Annotated in this window: 18 protein-coding genes; 10 read left to right on the top strand and 8 right to left on the bottom strand. The window is 71.1% G+C overall.

Translation table 11 applies throughout. The annotated features are described in order from the left end of the window. Position 1: 1 nt before the first annotated feature. The 8 genes from NG1_RS30475 to NG1_RS30440 all read right to left on the bottom strand — a co-directional run bounded on the left by NG1_RS30475 (position 2) and on the right by NG1_RS30440 (position 8,790). On the bottom strand, positions 2–184 hold the full coding sequence (locus NG1_RS30475; RefSeq protein ID WP_062976579.1) for a hypothetical protein: 183 nt from the start codon (positions 182–184) through the stop codon (positions 2–4). Between the two features lie 126 nt (positions 185–310). Continuing rightward, the gene (locus NG1_RS30470) at positions 311–2,434 is read right to left on the bottom strand and encodes a RecQ family ATP-dependent DNA helicase (protein ID WP_062976594.1); all 2,124 of its coding nucleotides are present in this window, start codon (positions 2,432–2,434) and stop codon (positions 311–313) included. Positions 2,435–2,504: 70 nt separating this feature from the next. Further along, on the bottom strand, positions 2,505–2,990 hold the full coding sequence (locus NG1_RS30465; protein WP_174315478.1) for a hypothetical protein: 486 nt from the start codon (positions 2,988–2,990) through the stop codon (positions 2,505–2,507). Positions 2,991–3,111: 121 nt separating this feature from the next. Continuing rightward, positions 3,112–4,044 (bottom strand): alpha/beta fold hydrolase, encoded by a 933-nt coding sequence (locus NG1_RS30460; protein ID WP_062976578.1) that lies wholly within the window; start codon positions 4,042–4,044, stop codon positions 3,112–3,114. A gap of 46 nt (positions 4,045–4,090) precedes the next feature. Continuing rightward, the gene (locus NG1_RS30455) at positions 4,091–5,314 is read right to left on the bottom strand and encodes an RtcB family protein (protein WP_062976591.1); all 1,224 of its coding nucleotides are present in this window, start codon (positions 5,312–5,314) and stop codon (positions 4,091–4,093) included. A 93-nt stretch (positions 5,315–5,407) separates the two neighbouring features. Continuing rightward, positions 5,408–6,502, bottom strand: coding sequence for an amidohydrolase family protein (locus NG1_RS30450; protein WP_245660129.1), 1,095 nt, complete (start codon positions 6,500–6,502; stop codon positions 5,408–5,410). Continuing rightward, the gene (locus NG1_RS30445; protein ID WP_062976576.1) at positions 6,490–7,860 is read right to left on the bottom strand and encodes a type I glutamate--ammonia ligase; all 1,371 of its coding nucleotides are present in this window, start codon (positions 7,858–7,860) and stop codon (positions 6,490–6,492) included. Before NG1_RS30445 ends, NG1_RS30450 begins: the two co-directional genes overlap by 13 nt. Positions 7,861–7,911: 51 nt before the next feature. Beyond that, positions 7,912–8,790 carry a ribokinase gene (locus tag NG1_RS30440; protein WP_062976574.1) on the bottom strand — a complete coding sequence of 293 codons (879 nt, stop codon included), beginning with the start codon at positions 8,788–8,790 and terminating at the stop codon, positions 7,912–7,914. Between the two features lie 109 nt (positions 8,791–8,899). Between NG1_RS30440 and NG1_RS30435 the strand changes: the two genes are divergently transcribed. The 10 genes from NG1_RS30435 (at position 8,900) to NG1_RS30390 (ending at position 20,636) form a co-directional block, all read left to right on the top strand. Next, positions 8,900–10,165 carry a glutamate-5-semialdehyde dehydrogenase gene (locus tag NG1_RS30435; protein ID WP_062976573.1) on the top strand — a complete coding sequence of 422 codons (1,266 nt, stop codon included), beginning with the start codon at positions 8,900–8,902 and terminating at the stop codon, positions 10,163–10,165. Between the two features lie 106 nt (positions 10,166–10,271). Beyond that, positions 10,272–11,153, top strand: a complete 882-nt coding sequence (locus tag NG1_RS30430; protein WP_040865516.1) for an AAA family ATPase — start codon at positions 10,272–10,274, stop codon at positions 11,151–11,153. 3 nt (positions 11,154–11,156) lie between these two features. After that, positions 11,157–12,584, top strand: coding sequence for a vWA domain-containing protein (locus NG1_RS30425; RefSeq protein ID WP_062976571.1), 1,428 nt, complete (start codon positions 11,157–11,159; stop codon positions 12,582–12,584). A 92-nt stretch (positions 12,585–12,676) separates the two neighbouring features. After that, complete coding sequence (locus tag NG1_RS30420) at positions 12,677–14,527, top strand: HSP90 family protein (protein WP_062976569.1); 1,851 nt, start codon at positions 12,677–12,679, stop codon at positions 14,525–14,527. Positions 14,528–14,529: 2 nt separating this feature from the next. After that, entirely contained in the window at positions 14,530–16,491 is a 1,962-nt protein-coding gene (locus NG1_RS30415) for a hypothetical protein (RefSeq protein ID WP_062976560.1), read from the top strand. Positions 16,492–16,594: 103 nt separating this feature from the next. Beyond that, a complete protein-coding gene (nadD, locus tag NG1_RS30410) occupies positions 16,595–17,236 on the top strand; it encodes a nicotinate-nucleotide adenylyltransferase (protein WP_084499312.1) in 642 nt (213 codons plus the stop codon). A 28-nt stretch (positions 17,237–17,264) separates the two neighbouring features. Beyond that, positions 17,265–17,675, top strand: coding sequence for a ribosome silencing factor (gene rsfS / locus NG1_RS30405; protein WP_040865522.1), 411 nt, complete (start codon positions 17,265–17,267; stop codon positions 17,673–17,675). Then, positions 17,672–18,331: a histidine phosphatase family protein gene (locus NG1_RS30400; protein ID WP_373686184.1), complete on the top strand. Its 660-nt coding sequence runs from the start codon at positions 17,672–17,674 to the stop codon at positions 18,329–18,331. Before rsfS ends, NG1_RS30400 begins: the two co-directional genes overlap by 4 nt. Positions 18,332–19,094: 763 nt before the next feature. Then, positions 19,095–19,790 carry a diglucosylglycerate octanoyltransferase gene (gene octT, locus NG1_RS30395; protein WP_062976586.1) on the top strand — a complete coding sequence of 232 codons (696 nt, stop codon included), beginning with the start codon at positions 19,095–19,097 and terminating at the stop codon, positions 19,788–19,790. 3 nt (positions 19,791–19,793) lie between these two features. Then, entirely contained in the window at positions 19,794–20,636 is an 843-nt protein-coding gene (locus tag NG1_RS30390; protein ID WP_062976556.1) for a DegV family protein, read from the top strand. Positions 20,637–20,662 lie beyond the last annotated feature (26 nt).

The raw sequence follows: 20,662 nt of genomic DNA, 5'->3' as shown, positions 1-20,662 counted from the left end.
CCTACGCGACGGCCGCGCAAACGCGAGCCGGGCCGCGAACGGCGCAATGCTCGGTCTCGCTTCGCTCGAAACCGGGAGTCGGGGTGAGCGGGGCGCGTAGGACGGTAGCCGTGCGGAAGCAGAAGACGCCGACCACGATGGACAGCACCCCGGTGCGGGGCGCGTAGGACGGTAGCCGTGCCACCTCGATGTGCCGCCGTTACGTCGGTGGGATTGCCGCTGGGCTTCGTAGCGTATATGTGGCGAACAATTCGACGGCGCGGGCGACCCTCTCTGTGGGGGAGGTAGGAGACCGGCCCAAGTCCGCAGACTATGTCGGCGTGGCCAGGGCGAACGGGAGGATGGCGTCGGCGCCGGCCGCTCGGAGTGCGTGAGCGGCGACGGTGAAGGTCCAGCCGGTGTCGGTGATGGTGTCGACCAGCAGGATCGGGCCCGGCACGTCGGTGAGGTCGGGGATCTCCCAGGAGTCGAACAGTCCGGCTACGCGGTGTGCTGAGTTGGCCGCCGAGACGGGTGGGCGGTCGGGGCGGGTGGGCAGGGTGCCGAGGTCCCGCAGGCGGCCGACCTCGGCCAGCCGGGCGGCGAGGGTGGCGGTGAGCACGGGATAGCGCGGGGATTCCAGGGCGAGCACCGACCTCGGGCGGGTGGCCCAATCCCATTCGCGCAGCACGGCGACGCAGGCGTCGAAGACCGCGTCGGGGACCGGATCGTCCGGGCCGTCGAGCAGCGCGCGCAGTCGCTGCCCCCAGCCCAGGTCGGTCAGCCTGCCGAGGACGCGGCCGGTCTCGGCGCCGCCGGCGATCTTGCCGGACAACGGGATTCCCAGCTTGGCCATGCCGGTGGGCCACTGTTTGCGGGGCGCGAGATCGATGCCTGGGCGGTCGAGCCGGGCCTTGGTGGCGGCCACCGCGTCGGCGGCGACGGTGCGGTCGGGGCGGCTGCCGGTGCAGTTGTCGCAGCGGCCGCAGCCGGGCGAATCCGCCGCGTCGGCGGACAGTCCCGGGTCGTCGAGCTGGCGGCGCAGGAATTCCATCCGGCAATCGGTGGTGGATTGGTAGTCGATCATGGCCCGCTGTTCGGCCTCGCGGGCGATGGACAGGCGCTCGTAGCGCTCGGTGTCGTAGGTCCACGGACGGCCGGTGGCGATCCAGCCGCCGCGCACGCGGCGCACCGCACCGTCCACGTCGAGCACCTTCAGCACCATCTCCAGCCGGGAGCGATTCAGCTCCACCAGCGGCTCCAATGCCGCGGTGGACAACGCGCGGTCGGAGTCCAGCGCGTCGAGCACGGCGCGCACGATGTGCTCACGGGGGAAGGCGACGGAGGCGAAGTAACTCCAGATGCGCGCGTCCTCGGGGCCGGGGAGCAGGATCACCTCGGCCCGGTCGGTACCGCGCCCGGCGCGTCCTACCTGCTGGTAGTAGGCGATGGGTGAGGACGGCGCGCCGACGTGCACCACGAACCCGAGGTCGGGTTTGTCGAAGCCCATGCCCAGCGCGGAGGTGGCGATGAGCGCCTTCACCTCGTTGTTCAGCAGCGCCGCCTCCAGAGCCTCGCGTTCTGCGGGGTCGGTCTGCCCGGTGTAGGCGGCGACGGTGTGACCGTGCGAGTTCAGGACGTCGGCGAGATCGTGCGCGGCGGCGACGGTGAGCGTGTAGACGATGCCGGAGCCGGGCAGCCGGTGCAGATGGCCGCTGAGCCAGGCGGTGCGTTCCACGGCGTCGTCGAAGCGGACCACCGACAGGTGGAGCGATTCGCGATCCAGCGTGCCGCGCAGCACCAGCGTGTCGGTGCCGATCTGGGTGGCGACGTCGGTGACCACACGATCGTTGGCGGTCGCGGTGGTCGCGAGTACCGGGACGTCGGAGCCGAGGTCGGCGATCAGCGTCCGGATGCGCCGGTAATCCGGCCGGAAGTCGTGGCCCCAGTCCGAGACGCAGTGCGCTTCGTCGATCACCACCAGCCCGGCGTCGGCGGCGAGCCGGGGCAGGACCTGATCGCGGAAGTCCGGGTTGTTCAACCGCTCCGGGCTGACCAGCAGCACGTCGACCGCGCCCGCGGCGACGTCGGCGTGGATCTCGTCCCACTCGGTGACGTTGCCGGAGTTGATGGTCGCCGCGACCACCCCCGCGCGCTGCGCCGCCGCCACCTGGTTGCGCATCAGCGCGAGCAGCGGCGACACGATCACCGTCGGCCCGCGCCCCGCCCTGCGCAGCAGCTTCGCGGCGATGAAGTACACCGCCGACTTTCCCCAGCCGGTGCGCTGCACGACCAGCGCCCTGCGCCGCTGTACGACGAGCGCCTCGATCGCGGTCCACTGGTCCTCCCGCAGCCGAGCGCCCGCACCGGCCAGCTCGCGCAGCAGCTGTTCGGCGTGCTCGCGCAGGTCGGGGGCGGTGAGGTCGATCGAAGACGCGCCGGTGGCCGTGGTCATGCGCTCCATCGTGCCCGACGACTCCGACAGGTGGCCGCGCGCCCGACCGCCGCCACACCGGGCTAGCCGACTACCGGGTCAGCCGGGCGGCGCCTTCCGGCCACACGATCTCGACCGGCACGTCACGCCGGCGAGCGAGCGCGACCACGGATCCGGTGCCGCCGCTCTGCCCGGCCGCGCCGTCCCACACCGCGATCAGCCGATCACACGATGCCAGCATCGTCTCGTTCGCCGCTTCGTAGGCCTCGAGCCCCGCGTCGTCGAAGTCCATCACCCGTACCGCCGCCGCGCGATCGACCAGTTCGTCGAAAAGGTCGGCCTGGTCGGGCCGCACCTGCGCTTCCCGGTAGTTCCGCGACGGCAACACCACTTCCAGCTGTCCGCCGGCATCCAGGACGGCTTTCGCGAACATCGAGTCGGCGCCGCGGGCGAGGCAGCTCACGCCGACCAGGTCGGGGGCGGCATACGCGGCGAGAAGTTCGCCGATCACGGCGGACACCAGCGGCTCGGTGGCAGGCGTGAAGTTCGTATGCCCGGTGACCCCGATGCGCACCATGCAGGTTTCTCCTATGCCGTCGTCACCTGCGGTCTCGCAGCTCTGTCACGAGTTTCACATAGTCGCCGGGGGAGCATCCTTCCCACGCGGTCGCGGCGCCCGGCTCGCCGCCGGTCGCACCTCAAGCGGGACGCGCGGTCGCCGCCGCCAGCTCGGCCAGCCGGGCCCGGACCAGGTCCGGGCGTTCCTCGATGATGAAGTGGCCGCAGTCGCGGACCAGTTCGAGCCGGTAGTCGTCGGCGCGGGCGGTTTCGGCGGAGGCGAGCGACGGATGGATCGCCGCGTCCTCGACGCCGAACAGGGCCAGGATCGGCACCCGCGCTCGGCGTTGTTCGCCGCGCCCGGCCGATCGGGGGACTTCGCGCAGCAGGAAGGTGCGGTAGGTGTCGGTCGCCGTGCGGGCACAGACGGGGTCGCGGAAGCGGTCCGCGTAGGCCCGGATCACCTCGGGTCCGAACGCCTCGCGATGGCGTACGGCGCCGGCGAAGACGAACTGCTCCAAGAAGCGGGTATGCCGGTGCAGGTAGGTGCCGAACGCCGCGACGGCGGGCTGGTAGAGCAGGAACCGCCACGCGTGCGGGAGGAAATCGCGCGGCGTCTGCCAAGGGTGGGCGATGTTGAGCGCCAGCAGCGCGTCGAAGCGCTCCGGCTCGCGCAGCACGAGCAGGTGGGCGATGTAGCCGCCCCAGTCGTGGCCGGCCAGCAGGACGTGGTCCAGGCCGAGCGCGTCCAGCAACGCGAGCAGGTCGGAGGCGACGTCGTCCTTGGCCCACCGGTGTGGGGCGGGACCCGACCAGCCGTACCCGGGCAGATCGGGCGCGATGATCCGCAACCCGTCCGGTGGATCGGCGAGCAGGTGACGGTAGGCGTAATGATGCTCGGGCCAGCCGTGCAGCGCGAGCACCGGGCGTCCGTCCGCCGGACCCGCCTCGGTGACGTGAAAACGCACGCCGCGGGCGGTCACCTCCGACCGGCGCACGCCGGGAATCTCCGGCGGCCCCGCTGCCGGGTCGGAACCCGGAGCGGGGGCGAAGAAGGACGGCCGCCAAGGCATACCCGATGGTATCCAGGAAGCGGCCGGCGGATCCAGACCGCGACGGTCAGCCCTTCACGCAGAGCACCTGACGCAGCGTCGCGACCACGTCGACCAGGTCGCGCTGTGCCTCGATGACCGCGTCGATGTCCTTGTACGCGGCCGGGATCTCGTCCACCACGCCCGCGTCCTTGCGTGACTCGACGCCCTCGGTCTGGGCGATGAGATCGGCCACGGTGAACTGCTTCTTGGCCGCGTTGCGGCTCATCCGCCGTCCCGCGCCGTGCGAAGCCGACTGGAACGAGGCCGGATTCCCCTTGCCGCGCACCACGTAGGAGCGAGTACCCATCGAGCCGGGGATCAGCGCGAGATCACCTGCGCCCGCGCGCACGGCGCCCTTGCGGGTGACCAGCATCGGCACGCCGTCGATCAGCTCCTCCGCCACATAATTGTGGTGGCAGCTGATGGGCTGTTCGAAACGCACTCCCCGCTCGGCGAATTCGGCGGCGACCGCACGGCAGACCAGGGCGAGCATCACCGCGCGGTTGCGCGCCGCGTACTCCTGCGCCCAGGTGAGGTCGCGGCGGTAGGCCTCCATCTCCGGCGTGCCGGAGACGAAGACCGCCAGGTCGCGGTCGGGCAGATCGATGTTGTGCGGCAGCGTGCGCGCGATCGCCATGTGCCGCTCGGCGAGTTCCTTGCCGATGTTGCGGCTGCCGGAGTGCAGCAGGATCCACACCCGCTGCTCCTGATCCAGGCAGACCTCGATGAAGTGGTTGCCGCCGCCGAGCGTGCCCATCTGCTTGCGCGCCTTGGACTCGCGCGGCTGTACCCGGGCGTCCAGCGTGCCGAACGAACCCCAGAAACGCTCCCAACCCGCCCGCAGCGTCGCAGTGCTCGCGCCGAGCCCGGCGACCTGGGAGCCGAGCCGGGTGACGTCCACGGCGTCGTGATGGGCCTGGAAGCCGACGGGCACCGCCGCCTCGATCCGCGACCGCAGCGACCGCAGGTTGTCGGGCAGATCCGCGGCGGTGAGGTCGGTGCGCACGCTCTCCATGCCGCAGCCGATGTCCACGCCGACCGCGGCGGGCGACACCGCGTCCTTCATCGCGATCACCGATCCGACCGTGGCCCCCTTGCCGAGGTGCACGTCAGGCATCACGCGGACGCCGTGGACCCATTTCAGCGCGGCGATGTTGCGCAGTTGCCGGAGCGCGGACTGCTCGACCTCGTGCTCGTGGGCCCACATGAGCGTCTGCGCCTTGGTGCCGCGCAGCTCGACGGGAAACATGGTCTCGATCCTTCCGTTGGTCTTCACTGTCAACGGTAGGTATCGGCGGCACCCGGCGCACCCGAATATCCGACCGACCGGGACGGTGGAGGGTCAGCCCACGGGGTGTTCGAATCGTGCCCGGTAGACGCGCTCGGCATTCCCGTGGGCGATGGCGTTGACCAGCACTTCGGCGTCGGCGGTGGTGATCGCGTCGTCGGCGATCCACTCGTCGATGAGCTTGCCCAGCCCGCGCCGCCAGAGCAGGGCGCCGAGGTAGTGCAATTCCGGGAGCCCGTAGCCGTCCGAGGAGTAGCACAGCGCGCGGAACGGGGCGAGTTCCAGCGTCTCGGCGAGCACGGCTCCGGCCCGCTGTCCGACGTAGGGAATGGTCAGGCCGAGATCCATGTGGACGTGATCGAAGACGTGCGCGAGGTAGGCGGCATGGCGATGGAAGGGCCAGCAGTGCAGCAGCATCACCGACAGCCCGGTGCCCGCGGTCCGGCGCAGGAAATCGGTGAGCAGCAGCGGGTCACTGTGCCGGAGGCGCAGATCGGGGTCGCCGAACCCGGTGTGGAATTGCAGGGGCAGACCGAACTCGGCGCCGATCCGCGCCCCGAGACCGACCAGCCAGCCGAGCACGTGCGGATCGGTGAGCCGGTGTTCGGGCGCGAAGCTGGTCGGCGGGTGATCCCGCACCGGGAAGTCCAGACCGCACCGGTAGGCGACGATCGTCTTCAATCCAACGGCATGGGCGGCCCGTGCGCGCAGTTCCGCCTCGATCCGCTCGTAGACCCCGGACACCGCGCCGACCTGGGCAACGACCCGCTCGGCCACCTCCTCCAACCGGATCACCTCGCGTACCTCGCCGTCCACCAAGGCGGCGAAATCCGCCGTGCCGCCGCCGATTCCGGTGTCCAGGTACCACCGGGTCACGCCGGTGGCACGCAGCAGTCGCGCGGCGACCTCCCTGGCGCCGAGCCGGGCGCGATGACGCAGGTAGACATCCGGGCTGACATGGGCGGGCAAGTCGAGCGCGGGAGCGCACCAGCGGCGCACCGCGAGCCCGATCGCGGAATCGAAACTTCCGTGCGCGCCCTCGCCGAGCAGGCGCTCGAAGCCGCGCCGGTCCAGGTTCCCGGTGTGGACGCCGTGGCAGTGGTGATCGGTGAGCCGCACCCCGTCGGTGAGCATTGTCAGAACCGCCAACGAGTCGAGGCGACCAGCTCTTCGGCGCTCGCGGCGGCGTACCGCTCGGCCTCCGCGCGGCGCACGGTGAGCAGCGCGTCGTGCAGTTCGGCGCCCATGGCGTCGGCCAGTACCTCGGACGCGGCGAGGTGGTCGGCGGCTTCGGCCGGTGTGGTGGGTAGGCGGCGCACATCCGACATCATGCGTGCTTCAGCGTCGAAAGTCGCGGGATCCCCGGTGATCTCGGCCGGAAGGCGTAAGCGTTCGGCCACACCGGCGAGCCCGGCCGCGATCACCGACCCGACGATCAGGTATGGATTACCGGTCGCGTCGAGACATTTGATCTCGGCGTTGGCGGCCCACCCCTCGGTGCCGCGAACTCCGGTGACGAAGCGCAGGGCGGCCTCTCTGGTCTCGCGGCCCCAGCACTGCCAGACCCCCGCCCAGCGCGACGGCGCCAGCCGCAGGAAGCTCGCCGGGTTGCCCGCACCGACCGCGACCAGCGCGGGCAGTTCCCGCAATACTCCCGCCAGGAACGCCTCACCGGTCCGCCGCATGCCGTGCGGGCCGTCGCCGCCCGCGAACAGGGGGCCCTCCTCGTCGGTCACCGACAGGTGCAGGTGCGCTCCGGAACCGGCGCCGCCCGGCTCGATACATGGTGCGAGCAGCGCCCGCCAGCCGTGCCGCGCGCTCATCTGACGGATCGTGTGCCGGACCAGCACCGCCTGGTCCGCGGCGGCGACCGGCTCGGACGGTTCGACCGACAACTCCAATTGCGCGAGCGCGTATTCCGGATGGAACTGCGCCACCGCCACACCTTGCCGTTCGAGCGCGGCGACCAGGTCGGCGGCGTATTCGGCGACCTGCCCGAGCCGCACGATGCCGTAAGCGGGGCCGTGGATCGCCGGTGTGAAGCCCTCGGTGCCGTCGGCGCGGCCCACTGCCCATTCGGTCTCGAAGGCCATGGCCAACCGCAGTCCGGCGGCCTGCGCCGCAGCCGTCTGGCGTGTCGCGAAGTGGCGCTGGCAGGCGACGAAACGGGTGCCGTCCTGGGTGTATTTGTCGGTGGGCGCCCACGCCCAGCCGGGCTGGCAGGCCAGTTCGGTCAGCCCGGCCAGATCCGGGATGAGCCGCAGATCGCCGTCGGGGCCGCCGAGATAGCGCCCGACCGCCATCACGTCGTCGAAGGCGAAGGTCTCGAAGCACGGCGACACCCCGACGCCGTACCGGGACGCGCGATCCAGCCGCTTCGCCGGGACGGCTTTCACGCGCGTGATGCCCGCGTTGTCCACGAAGCTCAGGGCGACCATGGACGCGTCGACCCCGTGAATCGGAGCGGTGTCGCCGTCGGCGGGGATGCGATCCGGCGTGGTGGCCATGCCCTCACGATATCGGCTCGGGCGCAGCGGGAGCCGTCGTGGCGCGCGCCGTTACTCCGCGGCCAGGGCGGCGGTGATCTCCTCGCGGGCGGGGATCGAACTGCTCGCGCCCAACCGGGTCGTCGCCAGCGCTCCGGCTGCGCACGCCCAGGTCAGCGCCCATTCGGGGCCGCGATGCCAGGCCGCGGCCAACGCACCGGTGAACGCGTCGCCCGCCCCGGTGGTGTCGACGACCTCCACCCGCGGGCTCGGTCGGGACAGGCGGGCGCCATCCGGTCCGCGATAGTCCGCGCCCGCCGCCCCGCGGGTGACGACCACCTGCGCGACGGCGTCGAGAGCCGCGCCCAGTTGTTCGGCCTCGACCGAATTCAGCACGGCGACATCGACATTCGACCACAGCTCGGCGGGTGAGGGGCGCACCGGCGAAGGGTTCAGCAGCACCGTCGTGTCGTGCGCACGGGCGTGGCGGGCGGCGGCCGCGACCGTTTCGACCGGAATCTCCAACTGGCACAGCAAGATATCGGCGGCCGCGATCGCCGTCAGGTCGTCCTCGGTCAGCTCGGTCATCCGCGCGTTGGCGCCCCCGACGACGATGATGCTGTTCTCGCCGTCGTCGTCCACCACGATGGTGGCGATGCCGCTCGGCCCGGCGACGGTGCGCAGCCGGTCGGCCGACACCCCCGCGGCGGTGAGTGCGCCGCGCAGTTCGCCCGCGAAGACGTCGTCGCCGACCGCTCCGAGGAAGCGGACCGCGCCACCCGCTCGCTGCGCGGCAATGGCCTGATTGGCGCCTTTCCCGCCCGGCACCATGGCGAAGCCGCTGCCGAGGACCGTCTCGCCGGGCACGGGCCTGCGCGCCGTCGTGGTCACCAGATCCATGTTGACGCTGCCGAGCACCACGATCGCGGGAGCGTCCGGTTCGACCGTCATATCGCCGGACGGTAGTCGCCCGGCCCGGGCCGCGCACCAGACCGCGCGCCCGCGTCGGCGCGGCCCAGCGGGTGGGATCGGCACTGCGCCCCTTGCGTAGGCTGTACCCATGACGGTAGGAACGACCACCCAACCGGATGTCCGTGCGGTGGTGCACGAGGCCGCGCGCAAGGCCAGGGTCGCGTCGCGGGCGTTGGCCCAGCTGACGACCGCGCAGAAGAACGACGCACTGCACGCCGCCGCCGACGCGCTGCTCGCCGCCGCCGATCGGGTGCTGGCCGCCAACGCCGAGGACATCGCCGCGGCGCGGGCCGCGGGCACCGAGGAGTCGCTGCTGGACCGGCTGCGGCTGACCAAGCCGCGCATCGACGGCATCGCCTCGGGGTTGCGGCAGGTGGCCGGGCTGCCCGATCCGGTCGGTGTGGTGGTGCGCGGCTCGACCCTGCCGAACGGGCTGGAGATCAGGCAGGTGCGCGTGCCGCTCGGCGTGGTCGGCATGGTGTACGAGGCCCGGCCGAACGTCACCGTCGACGCGTTCGGGCTCGCGCTCAAGTCCGGTAACGCCGCCCTGCTGCGCGGCTCGTCCTCGGCGGCGAGGTCCAACGCCGCGCTCGTCACGGTGCTGCGCGAATCGCTTGTCACGCAAGATATCCCGGCCGACGCCGTGCAGCTGCTGCCGAGCGAGGACCGGTCCAGCGTCACCCATCTGATCCAGGCCCGCGGCCTGGTCGACGTCGTCATTCCGCGCGGCGGCGCCGGGTTGATCAACGCGGTCGTCCGCGACGCGCAGGTGCCCACCATCGAGACCGGCACCGGCAACTGCCACGTCTACGTGCACGCCGCCGCCGATCTGGCCATGGCCGAGCGGATCCTGATCAACGCCAAGACCCGCCGTCCCAGCGTGTGCAACGCGGCCGAGACCGTGCTGATCGACGCCGCCATCGCGGACACCGCGCTGCCGCGGCTCACCGACGCGCTGGAGCGGGCCGGGGTCACCATCCACGGTGACCTCCCCGGCCAGGTTCCGGCCACCGACGCGGACTGGGGCGAGGAGTACCTCACCCTGGACATCGCGCTCAAGGTCGTCGACGGCCTGGATGCGGCGGTGGAGCACATCAACACCTGGGGCACCGGCCACACCGAGGCCATCGTCACCGGCGACCTCGCCGCGGCGCGCGAGTTCACCGGCCGGGTCGACGCCGCCGCCGTGATGGTGAACGCCTCCACCGCCTTCACCGACGGCGAGCAGTTCGGCTTCGGCGCCGAGATCGGCATCTCCACCCAGAAACTGCACGCGCGCGGTCCGATGGCCCTGCCGGAACTGACCTCGACGAAGTGGATCGTCTGGGGCGAGGGGCAGATCCGGCCGGTCTGACCGGTGGCCGGTCTGACCGGTGTGCGCGGCGGCCGCGGACGATGCCGAGTCGGTGTCCGCGCCGCGCTGCCGTAGCGTGGGGGATGGTTCGGAAGAAAGGTGCCGGGTGGTGTCGGAGAGCGCAGTACAGGAGCCGGTCTTCTCGTCGGTGGAAGACGTGCTCGAACGGTTGGCGAGCACGGGCTACCTGGCGGACAAGGCCACCGCCACCTCGGTGTTCCTGGCCGATCGCCTGGGCAAGCCGCTGCTGATCGAGGGACCGGCGGGTGTGGGCAAGACCGAGCTGGCGCGCGCTGTCGCGCAGACCTCGGGCGCGGAGCTGGTGCGGTTGCAGTGCTACGAGGGCGTCGACGAGGCCCGCGCGCTGTACGAGTGGAATCACGCCAAGCAGATCCTGCGCATCCAGGCCTCCAGTGAGAACGACTGGCAGGAGACGAAGGCCGACGTCTTCACCGAGGAATTCCTGCTGTCGCGCCCGCTGCTGACCGCGATCCGGCGCACCGATCCCACGGTGCTGCTGATCGACGAGACCGACAAGGCCGACGTCGAGATCGAGGGCCTGTTGCTCGAGGTGCTCAGCGATTTCGCGGTGACGGTGCCGGAGCTGGGCACGATCACCGCCAGCCGCAAGCCGTTCGTGGTACTCACCTCGAACGCCACGCGGGAGCTGTCCGAGGCGCTCAAGCGCCGCTGCCTGTATCTGCACCTGGACTTCCCGGACGAGGAGCTGGAGCGGCGAATCCTGGCCAGCCGGGTCCCGGAGCTGTCGGCGGCCGTCGCCGCGCAGCTGGTGCGGATCGTGCACGTACTGCGCGGCATGCAGTTGAAGAAGCTGCCCTCGGTCGCCGAATCGATCGACTGGGGCCGCACGCTGCTGGCGCTGGGCCTGCGTGACCTGGACGACACGACCGTTCGCGCCACTCTCGGTGTGGTCCTCAAACACCAGAGCGACCACCAGCGCGCGCTGGCCGAACTGAAGCTGGCCTGAGCCGTGGCGGCCGGGTCGGTCCCCGCCGAGGTCGCGTCGCTGCGCGCGCCGCACGGTATTCCGGGCCATCTGGTCGGCTTCGTGGAGGCGCTGCGGGCGCGCGGCATACCGGTCGGCCCCTCGGAGACGGTCGACGCGGGCCGTGTGGTGACCGTGCTCGACCTGATGGACCGCGAGGTCCTGCGCGAAGGGCTGGCGTGCTCGTTGCTGCGGCGCACCACCCACCGGGCGACCTTCGACGGTCTGTTCGACCTGTGGTTCCCGGTCGCCGTCGGGGAACGCGCCGCGGCGGAGGACGAGATCGAGATCCCGCACACCCGCTCGGGTGATGTGGACATCCCCGCCCTGCGCGAACTGCTCGCGCAACTGCTGGCGCAGGAGTCGGCGACCTCGCAGTTGGAGGCGCTGGCCGCGCAGCTGGTCGAGCAGCTGGGCCAGTACCAATCCGCCCGCGGCCCGTCTTTCTCGTCGTATCAGGCGCTGAAAGAAGTGCAGCCGCAGACGTTGCTGGCGAAGATCCTCGCGGGTATGGCCCTCGGGCCGGACGCGAGCGAGTTCGACGCCGAGATCGCCCGCCGCGCGGTCCGCCAGCGCATCACCGGTTTCCGCGCGACCGTCGAGGCCGAGACCAGGCGGCGGGTCGCCGAGCGGATCGGCCGCGAACGTGTGGCGAGCTACGGCGTGGCCCGCCAGGCCGAAGAAGTCGATTTCCTGCGCGCCTCCGAAGCCGAACTCTCCGAACTCAAACGCAGCACCCAGCGTTTGGCTCGCATCTTGGCCGCGCGCCTCGCCGCGCGCCGCAGGCACGCCCGCCGCGGTGCCATCGACCTGCGCCGGACCCTGCGCGCATCCATGTCCACCGGCGGGGTGCCCATCGATCTGGTGCACCGCAAGCCGCGACCGGGCCGCCCGGAACTGGTGCTGCTGTGCGACGTCTCCGGTTCGGTGGCCGGCTTCAGCAACTTCACGCTGCTGCTGGTGAGCGCGCTGCGCGAACAGTTCTCCCGGGTGCGCATCTTCGCGTTCGTCGACCAGATCGACGAGGTGACCCGATTCTTCGACCCGCACACCCAACTGGATCGGTCGATGGCCCGGATCTTCGGTGAGGCGAGCGTCGTCGGGCTGGACGGGCACTCCGACTACGGCAACGCGCTTGCCGGGTTCGCCAGGGATTACCCGGATGCCGTCACCAGCCGCAGCTCGCTGCTGATCCTCGGCGACGCCCGCACGAACTATCGTGACCCCGAGTTGAACACGCTACGGTCGCTGGTCGAGGTCGCCAAACACGCGCACTGGCTCAATCCGGAACCGCGCAGCCAGTGGGGCTCCGGCGACTCCGCCGCCGACAAATATCGCGACGTGATCGAGATGCACGAATGCCGCTCGGCCAAACAGCTCACCTCGGTTGTCTCGCGGCTGCTGCCGGTGTAAAAGACCGGCATGGACGATGCCGCGCTGCTGAGCCACTGATCGAAAGGGTTCGTTAAGCGAACCTTTGGCGTGCGCCGACAAGATCGGCGGCCATGGTGAACAGAACGCCGCACGATCCGGCGGCGGTGCACAACAACTATTCGTTCCAGGTCGACCTGCGCGGCATAGTCGATCTGCTCTCGCATCACCTCTACTCCAGCCCGCGGGTCTACCTCCGCGAGCTGTTGCAGAACGCTGTGGACGCGGTCACCGCTCGCAACCGACTGGATCCGCTGGCACCCACCGCGATTCGGCTCACCGTAGGCGAAACCACCCTGCGGATCAGCGATCCCGGCATCGGCTTGACCGAGACCGACGTCCACCGGTTCCTCGCCACCATCGGCCGCTCGTCCAAGCGCGACGACATCGAAGGCGCACGACGGGAATTCCTCGGGCAGTTCGGGATCGGCCTGCTGGCCTGCTTCACCGTCACCGAGTCCATCCGAGTGGTCAGCCGATCGGCCACCGACCCGACGGCGCCGCCCGTCGAGTGGCTGGCCTCGGCCGACGGTACCTATTCGGTGCGCGCGCTCGACCCGGCGGACTACGCCGAGCCGGGCACCTCCGTATGGCTCACCGCGCGTGGGGGAGCGCGGGAGTGGTTCCAGCCGCGGCGGGTGACCGATCTGGCGCGTGAGTTCGGGTCGCTGCTGCCCTACGAGGTGACGGTGGAGTCGGACGCAGGGGCGACGACGGTCACCGAGGGTGTCCCGGTCTGGCGGCGCGTGTTCGCGTCGGCGGACCAGCGCAGGGCCGCCCTGCTGGAATACGGGCGCCGGACGCTGGGCTTCGCCCCGCTCGACGTCATCGAACTCGAGGCCGGTGCGGCCGGGGTCGGCGGTGTCGCCTATGTGCTGTCCCAGCCTGGAAACCCGTCCGACAGCAGTGCGCACCGGGTGTACCTGAAGGGGATGCTGCTCGGCGACGCGGTGCGCGGCGTACTGCCGGAATGGGCGTTCTTCGTGCGCGGGGTGATCGACACCGACACGCTGCGGCCCACCGCGTCGCGGGAGGGGCTCTACGAGGACGAGCGGCTCGCCGTGGTGCGTGAGGTGCTCGGCGATCGGATCCGGGACTGGCTCACCGAGATCGCCGCCGAACAGCCTCAGCGGCTGGCCGCGTTCCTGGCCGTACACGCGCTCGGAGTGAAGGCGATGGCCAGGCATTCGGCCGACCTGCTGCGGATCATGCTGCCGCATCTGCATTTCGAGACCACCGACGGGCGCGTGCCGCTCACCGAGTTCACCCGCAACCACCGCACCGTGCGGGTGACCGCGACCGTCGAGGAGTTCCGTCAGGTGGCGGCCACCGCCGCCGCGCAGGGGATCGGCGTCGTCAACGGTGGCTACGCCTACGACCGCGAGCTGGTCGCGCAGCTGCCCCGGCTGCTACCCGGCGTCGAGGTGGTGGACCTGGACGCCGGCGCGATCACCGCGGCGCTCGACCCGGTCGACCCCGGCGAGGAATTGGCGCTGGCCCCGGTGCTGGCGCTGGCGCGGACCGTGCTCGACCCGCTCGCGTGCGATGTGATCGTGCGCGCCTTCCACCCGGTCACGGTGCCCGCGCTCTACCTCGACGGCCGCGCCGCCCGCAACGAACGCGCCAGGGCGCAGACCGCCGAGGACGCCGACGAATTGTGGGCCGAGATCCTCGGCGCGTTGGCGGTCACGACGCCGCGTGCTCAGCTCGTGCTCAACCATCACAGCCCGATCGTGCGCAGATTGTCCCGCATCGGCGACCCGGCGTTCCTGAGAACCGCGGTCGAATCGCTCTACGGCCAAGCGCTGCTGATGACCCACCGTCCGCTGAGCGCGGCCGACACGGCGTTGCTCAACCGCGCCTTCGGCGAATTCCTCGGCTGGGCCACCCAACGCGCCGCCGACCGCGGCGAAGAGACGGAGTGAGCATGGACGCCGCCGAGATCAGCGCCGCACTGGCGCACATCTACGCGCTGCCGCACGGCCGGACGCGGACCGAGCGACTGGAGACCCTGGCCGCGGCCGCGAAAACCGGTACGGATCGCGCGCTCGAAGGCAGGGTGCTGCTGGAGCTGGCGCAGTCCTACACCTACGCGGGCGAACGCGATCTGGTGCCCGTCGTCTACGGCAGGTTGCTGCGCGTCTACGACGATCATCCCGCCGAATTGGGCCCGATGACGCATTCGGTGCACTGGTACCTGAAATGGATGACCTGGGGCATGATCGACAATCCCGCGATACCGCTGGCCACGATCGATCGCTGGTTCGACGAGCTGGACAACCGCTACCGGCAGCGCGGCTACAGCCTTCGCCCGGTGCTGGCGCTGCGCTCCGAACTCGCTCGCGAGATCGGTGACACCGCGGCCGCCGCCGCGTGGCTGGCGCAGGCCAAGGCCGCCGCGCGCGACAGCATGTCCGACTGCGACGCCTGTGAGCGCAGCGAGTGGGGTGTGACGAGCGTGTACCTCGGCGACGACGAGGCCGGGCTCGCGCAGTGGAAACCCGTGCTCGACGGCGACCGGTCGTGTGCCGAGGAACCGCACCGCGTGCTGGCCGAGGCCTTGCTCCCGCTGGTGCGCACCGGGCGCGTCGCGGCCGCGCGCGGCGCGCACCTGACCGGATACCCACTGGTCCGGCACACCGAGGACCTGCGTCCGTCGGTGGCGTTGCACGTGGAATTCTGCGCGCTGACCGGCAACGAGGCGCGCGGGCTGGAGATCCTCGCCGAACACGCGAGCTGGCTGGCCGATTCCGGCGCCGACGCGGGCGCGCGGCTCGCGTTCGCGACCGGTGTGTGCGTGCTGCTGCGCAGGCTGGTCGCGCTGCGACTGGGCGATCTCCCGCTGGCGGACGGGACGGTGGAATCGGTGCGCGCGAGGCTGGAAACCGAGATCGGCGCGCTGTGCGCCCGCTACGACGCCCGCAACGGCAACAGCGCGGTCAGCCTACGCGCGGCCGCCCGGCTCGCCGCCGAGCCGCTGCTCGAGCGGTTGCCGCTCGGTGTCCGCAGCACGCTGCCTCGCGCCGCGCACATGCCGGACGGCGGTCCGGCGGCCGACGACTTCTCCGGCGATCGAGCCGGTGAGGTGCGCAGGCTGGCCGAACTCGGCGCCGCCCGGCTCGCCGATACGCCCGAGGAGGCGGAAGCGCATCTGCGGGAAGCGCTTGCGCTCGGCACGCCGGTGCTGACCGGGGAGGAGGCCGCCCGGCTCGGCGCGCAGCTGGTCATCGCCATCGCCAGCCAGCCGGACCGCGAGCTCGATCTGGCCGACGCCGCGGTGCGCGCCGCCGCGCGCTGGGAGGGACTGTCCGAACCGGACGTGCTGCACCACACCGTGGTCGCCGCGCGCGCGTTCCACCGCGCCGAGCGCCACGGCGAGGCGGTCGCCCTGTTCGAACAGGCGCTGGCCGGCGGCGCCATCCCGTATCCGCCCGGTGAACTGGCGGTGGTGCGCGCGCAGTTCGGCCGCTCCCTGGACGCACTCGGCCGCCCTCGCGAGGCCGCGCGGCAGTTCCTCGAAGGGGCGCGTCTGGTCGAGCACGATCGGGAACGGACGAAGCTGCACGCCGAGCTGGCGTGGTCGGCCGCAGGCGCGCTCGAGCACTGCGGGCAAGACGACGAGGCGGTGGCGGCCTACCATCGCGCCGCCGAGCTGTGGGCCCGGCTGGGCGCGGTGGCGGCGCGGGCGGCTTGCCTACGGTCGGCGGCCTGGCTCCAGGTGTCGCCCGGAGCCGATCCCGAACCCTGGCTCACCTCCATGCGGACGCTGACCGCCGAGCTGACCGTGCTGGCCGAACGGTCGGCCGAGGCGGCGGAGGAACTCGCGCACACCCGCGAACAACTGGCTGGCATGCTGAGAATCGGCGGCGTACCGGAAACCAGCGCCTGAGGCCTGCGGAGGACCGGACTGCGGGCGGGTGTCCACAGTTCGGTGCCCGCCCCTCGCTGACCGGCCCGTGCGGGCCGTGCGCGACCCGTTAAGCTCGGCAGTCATGCACGAGAGAGGTCGGCGCGGCCGCAAGCTCGGGGTGATGGGCGGCACGTTCGACCCCATCCACCACGGGCATCTGGTCGCCGCCAGCGAGGTCGCGCACCGGTTCGACCTGGACGAAGTGATCTTCGTCCCGACCGGGCAACCGTGGCAGAAATCGCACAAACAGGTCAGCCCGGCCGAGGACCGGTATCTGATGACCGTCATCGCGACCGCGTCCAATCCGCGGTTCTCGGTGAGCCGCGCGGACATCGATCGCGGCAAGATGACCTACACCGTCGACACCCTGCGGGAGATGCAATCGGCGCATCCCGGTGCCGAGCTGTACTTCATCACCGGTGCGGACGCGTTGGCCAGCATCCTGACATGGCAGGATTGGGCGGAACTGTTCGACCTGGCGAAGTTCGTCGGGGTGAGCCGTCCGGGGTACGAGCTGAACATCGATCACCTTCAAGAGCACCTGCGGGATCTTCCGGCGGATGCGGTGACCATGATCGAGGTCCCCGCGCTGGCTATCTCGTCGAGTGAATGCCGTCGCCGCGCCGCCGAGAACCGGCCGGTGTGGTACCTCGTCCCCGACGGCGTGGTGCAGTACATATCGAAGCGGCACCTGTATGTGCCCGGAGCAGCGGAAGGTAGCTGAGCGTGAGCGAGCGCAGCGAGGTGCGGGCATGACGGCGTCGACGGAGTCGGTGGAGATCGCGCAGGTCGCCGCGCTGGCCGCGGACGAGAAGCTGGCGTCGGACGTGGTGGTGCTCGACGTGTCCGAGCAGCTGGTGATCACCGACTGCTTCGTGATCGCGTCGGCGCCCAACGAACGCCAGGTCAACGCCATCGTCGACAACGTGGAGGAGAAGCTACGCGCGGCCGGGCACAAGCCGGTCCGGCGCGAGGGCACCCGCGAAGGTCGCTGGGCGCTGCTGGACTACGTCGACGTCGTCGTGCACATCCAGCACAACGACGAGCGCAATTTCTATGCGCTGGAACGTTTGTGGAAGGACTGCCCCGTCGTGCCGGTCACCGGCCTCACCGGGCCTCCGGAGACACGCTCGGCGGCGACGGAGGACGAGGCGCGATCGTGAGCAGACATGCCGGCGTGCGCACCTTGATCCTGTTGCGCCACGGGCAAACCGAATGGAACGCCGACGACCGGATGCAAGGCCAGATCGACACCGATCTCACCGAACTCGGTCGCAGACAGGCCAAAGAGGCCGCACGCGAACTGGTTTCGCGCAACGCCATCGCAATCCACTCCTCGGACCTGCGCAGGGCCTTCGACACCGCGACGGCACTGGCCGAGCACACCGGCCTCACCGTCGTGCCCGACACCAGGTTGCGGGAGACCAACCTCGGCGACTGGGAGGGCCTGACCCACCTGGAAGTCGACGCCGACTACCCGGGCGCGCGCATGACGTGGCGGCTGAACGCGGACTACACCCCGCCCAACGGCGAGAGCAAACTCGAGGTCGGTGCGCGGTCGCTGCCGGTGGTACGGGAGTTGCTGGTCGAGCGGCAGGACTGGCCCGGCCGGACTATCATCCTGGTGGCGCACGGCGGGCTGATCGCCGCCCTCACGGCCGCGCTGCTCGACCTGCCGCCGCAGAACTGGCCGATCCTCGGAGGACTGGCCAACACCAGCTGGGTGCAGCTCAGCAGTCACGGCCCGAGCATCGAACAGCCCGGCTGGCGTCTGGATGTGTGGAACGCGGCGGCGAAGGTAGCACCGGATGTCCTCTGAAGAGCCGATCAGATCGGTCCCCGACGAACTGTTCCGTAAGGTGTCGGCCAAGCCCGAACGGCAGTTGCCGGACGCGTTGTTCGGCGGCCCGACACCGGCTGCCCGCGAACCCGAGGCAACGTCCGAGGATGCCTCGGGCTCGGCCGTGGAAAACAACGGCCGGTCCGAGTTCGTCGGGGAATCCGACGCGGAGGACGACGTATCCGGCGGCATCGTCGCCGGAGCGGAGCCGCGACCGCACGCCGCCGCCGACACCTCGCCCGTCGCCATCACGAGCGACGCCTCGGAACCGGTTGCCGAGTTGACGGAAGCGCTCGGCGAATCGGTGGCCTCGGCTGCGGACGGAGCCGGGGCAGCGGACGGCGAATCTTTCGCCGCAGCACCGAATGGATCAGCGGAGTCCGGCGAACCGGTTGCTATGAACGCGGTGGCGGCGATCGCGGAATCGGTTGCCGCAGCACCGATCGGATTCGCAGCAGAGTCCGGTGAACCGGTGGCTTCGGCTGCGGACAAGCTCGCGGCCGACGCCCTCGCCGAATCTGTCGCGCCGGATGGGCCGGCAGCAGTGCTCGGCGAATCGGTGGCGGACGGGTCCGCGGCCGACGCGATCTCCGCGCCCACCGACGCCGTGATCGAACCCGCCACAGCGCCGACCGGGCCCGCCGTGTCAGCGGAAGCCGAACTCGCGGCGTCCGAGTCGGCTGCTGCCGATGCGGAATCCCTTGCCGCCGAGCCGGCCGAAACACGCGAAGCCGCGCGCCCGGTGCTGCTGGTGATCGCCGACTCGCTCTCCTACTTCGGGCCCAAGGGCGGACTGCCCGCCGACCATCCGCGCATCTGGCCGAACCTGGTTGCCGCCGAGCTCGATTGGGACGTCGAATTGGTCGCGCGGATCGGCTGGACCTGCCGCGACGCCTACTGGGCGCTGATCGGCGATCCCCGGGTGTGGGCCGCGGTGCCGCGTGCGGGTGCGGTGGTCTTCGCGGTCGGCGGTATGGACACGCTGCCCTCGCCGCTGCCCACCGCCCTGCGCGAGCTGATCCGCTACGTGCGCCCGCCTGCTCTGCGCCGCGTCGTGCGCGCCACCTACAACTGGTTGCAGCCCAAACTGTCGAAACTCGGCAGGCCGGTGGCGCTTCCGCCGAAGGTGAGCGTCGACTATCTGGAACAGTCCCGCACGGCGCTGGCACAGTTACGCCCCGGCCTGCCCGTTGTCGCGGTACTGCCGTCGGTGCACGACTGCGCGGCCTACGGTCGCGTGCACTCCGGTAGGCCTCGGGCCGTCGAGGCACTGCGCGCCTGGTCGGGCCGGACCTCGGTGCCGCTGGTCGACCTCGGTGAAGCGGTGCGCGACAACATCTTCTCCGGCGAGGCGAACCCGGACGGCATCCACTGGGGCTGGGACGGGCACACGGCGGTGGCCAACGCGATGGTGAAGACCCTGCAGGAGGTTCGGTAGTCCGTGGCAGTCGTGGTCGTCACCGATTCGTCCGCCGGCCTCCCTGCCGAACACCTCGACGAACTGGATATCGCCGTTGTCCCGCTGCACGTCCTGGTCGGCGACCGGGCGATGCGGGAAGGCGTGGATCCCGTCGACATCGACTATGCCTCCGACACCGTGACCACCTCCGCCCCCTCACCCGGTGAGCTGCGCGAGGTCTACGAGCGGGCCTGGGAGCGCAGCGGCGGCGATGGCGTTGTCGCGGTGCATCTTTCCCGTCGGCTGTCCGGGACCTGGGAGGCCGGGCGACAGGCCGTGCGCGACATGGACGCCGCCGACCGCGTCCGCCTGGTCGACTCGCTGGGGGCGGGGCTGGCAACCGGGCTGCCCGCCCTGGCCGCCGCGCGCCGAGCCTCGGGCGGGGCGCCGCTGGACGTGGTCTACGACGCGGCGGTCGCCGCCGCCGCGCGTGCCCGCACGTTCATCCTGGTCAATCGCACCGAGCAGCTGCGCCGCGGCGGCAGGCTGTCGTCGGCGGCCACGTTCTTCGGCAGCGAGCTGGTCACCAAGCCACTGCTGCACATCGTCGAAGGGCGGCTGGAACTGCGCGAGAAGGTACGGACGCGCTCCAAGGCGTACGCGAAACTCGTCGCCGCGGCGGTCGACGCGGCCGGCGAGGACGGCGCCGCGGTGGCCGTGCAGCACCTCGGCGCCGAGGACGCCGCGCAGACCGTCGCGGGCCAGTTGCGCGAACTCGTTCCCGGCATCAGAGAACTCATCGTCGCCGAATTCGGACCCGCGCTGGCGGTGCACCTGGGGCTGGGGGCGCTGGGTGTGCTGGTGGTGCCGGGCGGGTGCCACTGAACGTCGCCGAACACAGCAATCTCGGT

It is taken from the genome of Nocardia gamkensis NBRC 108242 (assembly GCF_001612985.1).
Classification (GTDB): Bacteria; Actinomycetota; Actinomycetes; order Mycobacteriales; family Mycobacteriaceae; genus Nocardia; species Nocardia gamkensis.
The sequence above is the reverse complement of the archived record's forward strand: the minus strand, read 5'-3'. Positions and strand labels throughout refer to the sequence as shown.

Excerpts from the sequence above, each read along its gene's own strand:
- NG1_RS30460 (WP_062976578.1), bottom strand. The coding sequence starts at position 4,044 with ATGCCTTGGCGGCCGTCCTTCTTCGCCCCCGCTCCGGGTTCCGACCCG.
- NG1_RS30465 (WP_174315478.1), bottom strand. The coding sequence starts at position 2,990 with ATGGTGCGCATCGGGGTCACCGGGCATACGAACTTCACGCCTGCCACC.
- rsfS (WP_040865522.1), top strand. The coding sequence starts at position 17,265 with ATGACGGCGTCGACGGAGTCGGTGGAGATCGCGCAGGTCGCCGCGCTG.
- NG1_RS30445 (WP_062976576.1), bottom strand. The coding sequence starts at position 7,860 with ATGGCCACCACGCCGGATCGCATCCCCGCCGACGGCGACACCGCTCCG.
- NG1_RS30455 (WP_062976591.1), bottom strand. The coding sequence starts at position 5,314 with ATGTTTCCCGTCGAGCTGCGCGGCACCAAGGCGCAGACGCTCATGTGG.
- NG1_RS30420 (WP_062976569.1), top strand. The coding sequence starts at position 12,677 with ATGGTGAACAGAACGCCGCACGATCCGGCGGCGGTGCACAACAACTAT.
- NG1_RS30440 (WP_062976574.1), bottom strand. The coding sequence starts at position 8,790 with ATGACGGTCGAACCGGACGCTCCCGCGATCGTGGTGCTCGGCAGCGTC.
- NG1_RS30415 (WP_062976560.1), top strand. The coding sequence starts at position 14,530 with ATGGACGCCGCCGAGATCAGCGCCGCACTGGCGCACATCTACGCGCTG.
- NG1_RS30470 (WP_062976594.1), bottom strand. The coding sequence starts at position 2,434 with ATGACCACGGCCACCGGCGCGTCTTCGATCGACCTCACCGCCCCCGAC.
- NG1_RS30435 (WP_062976573.1), top strand. The coding sequence starts at position 8,900 with ATGACGGTAGGAACGACCACCCAACCGGATGTCCGTGCGGTGGTGCAC.
- nadD (WP_084499312.1), top strand. The coding sequence starts at position 16,595 with ATGCACGAGAGAGGTCGGCGCGGCCGCAAGCTCGGGGTGATGGGCGGC.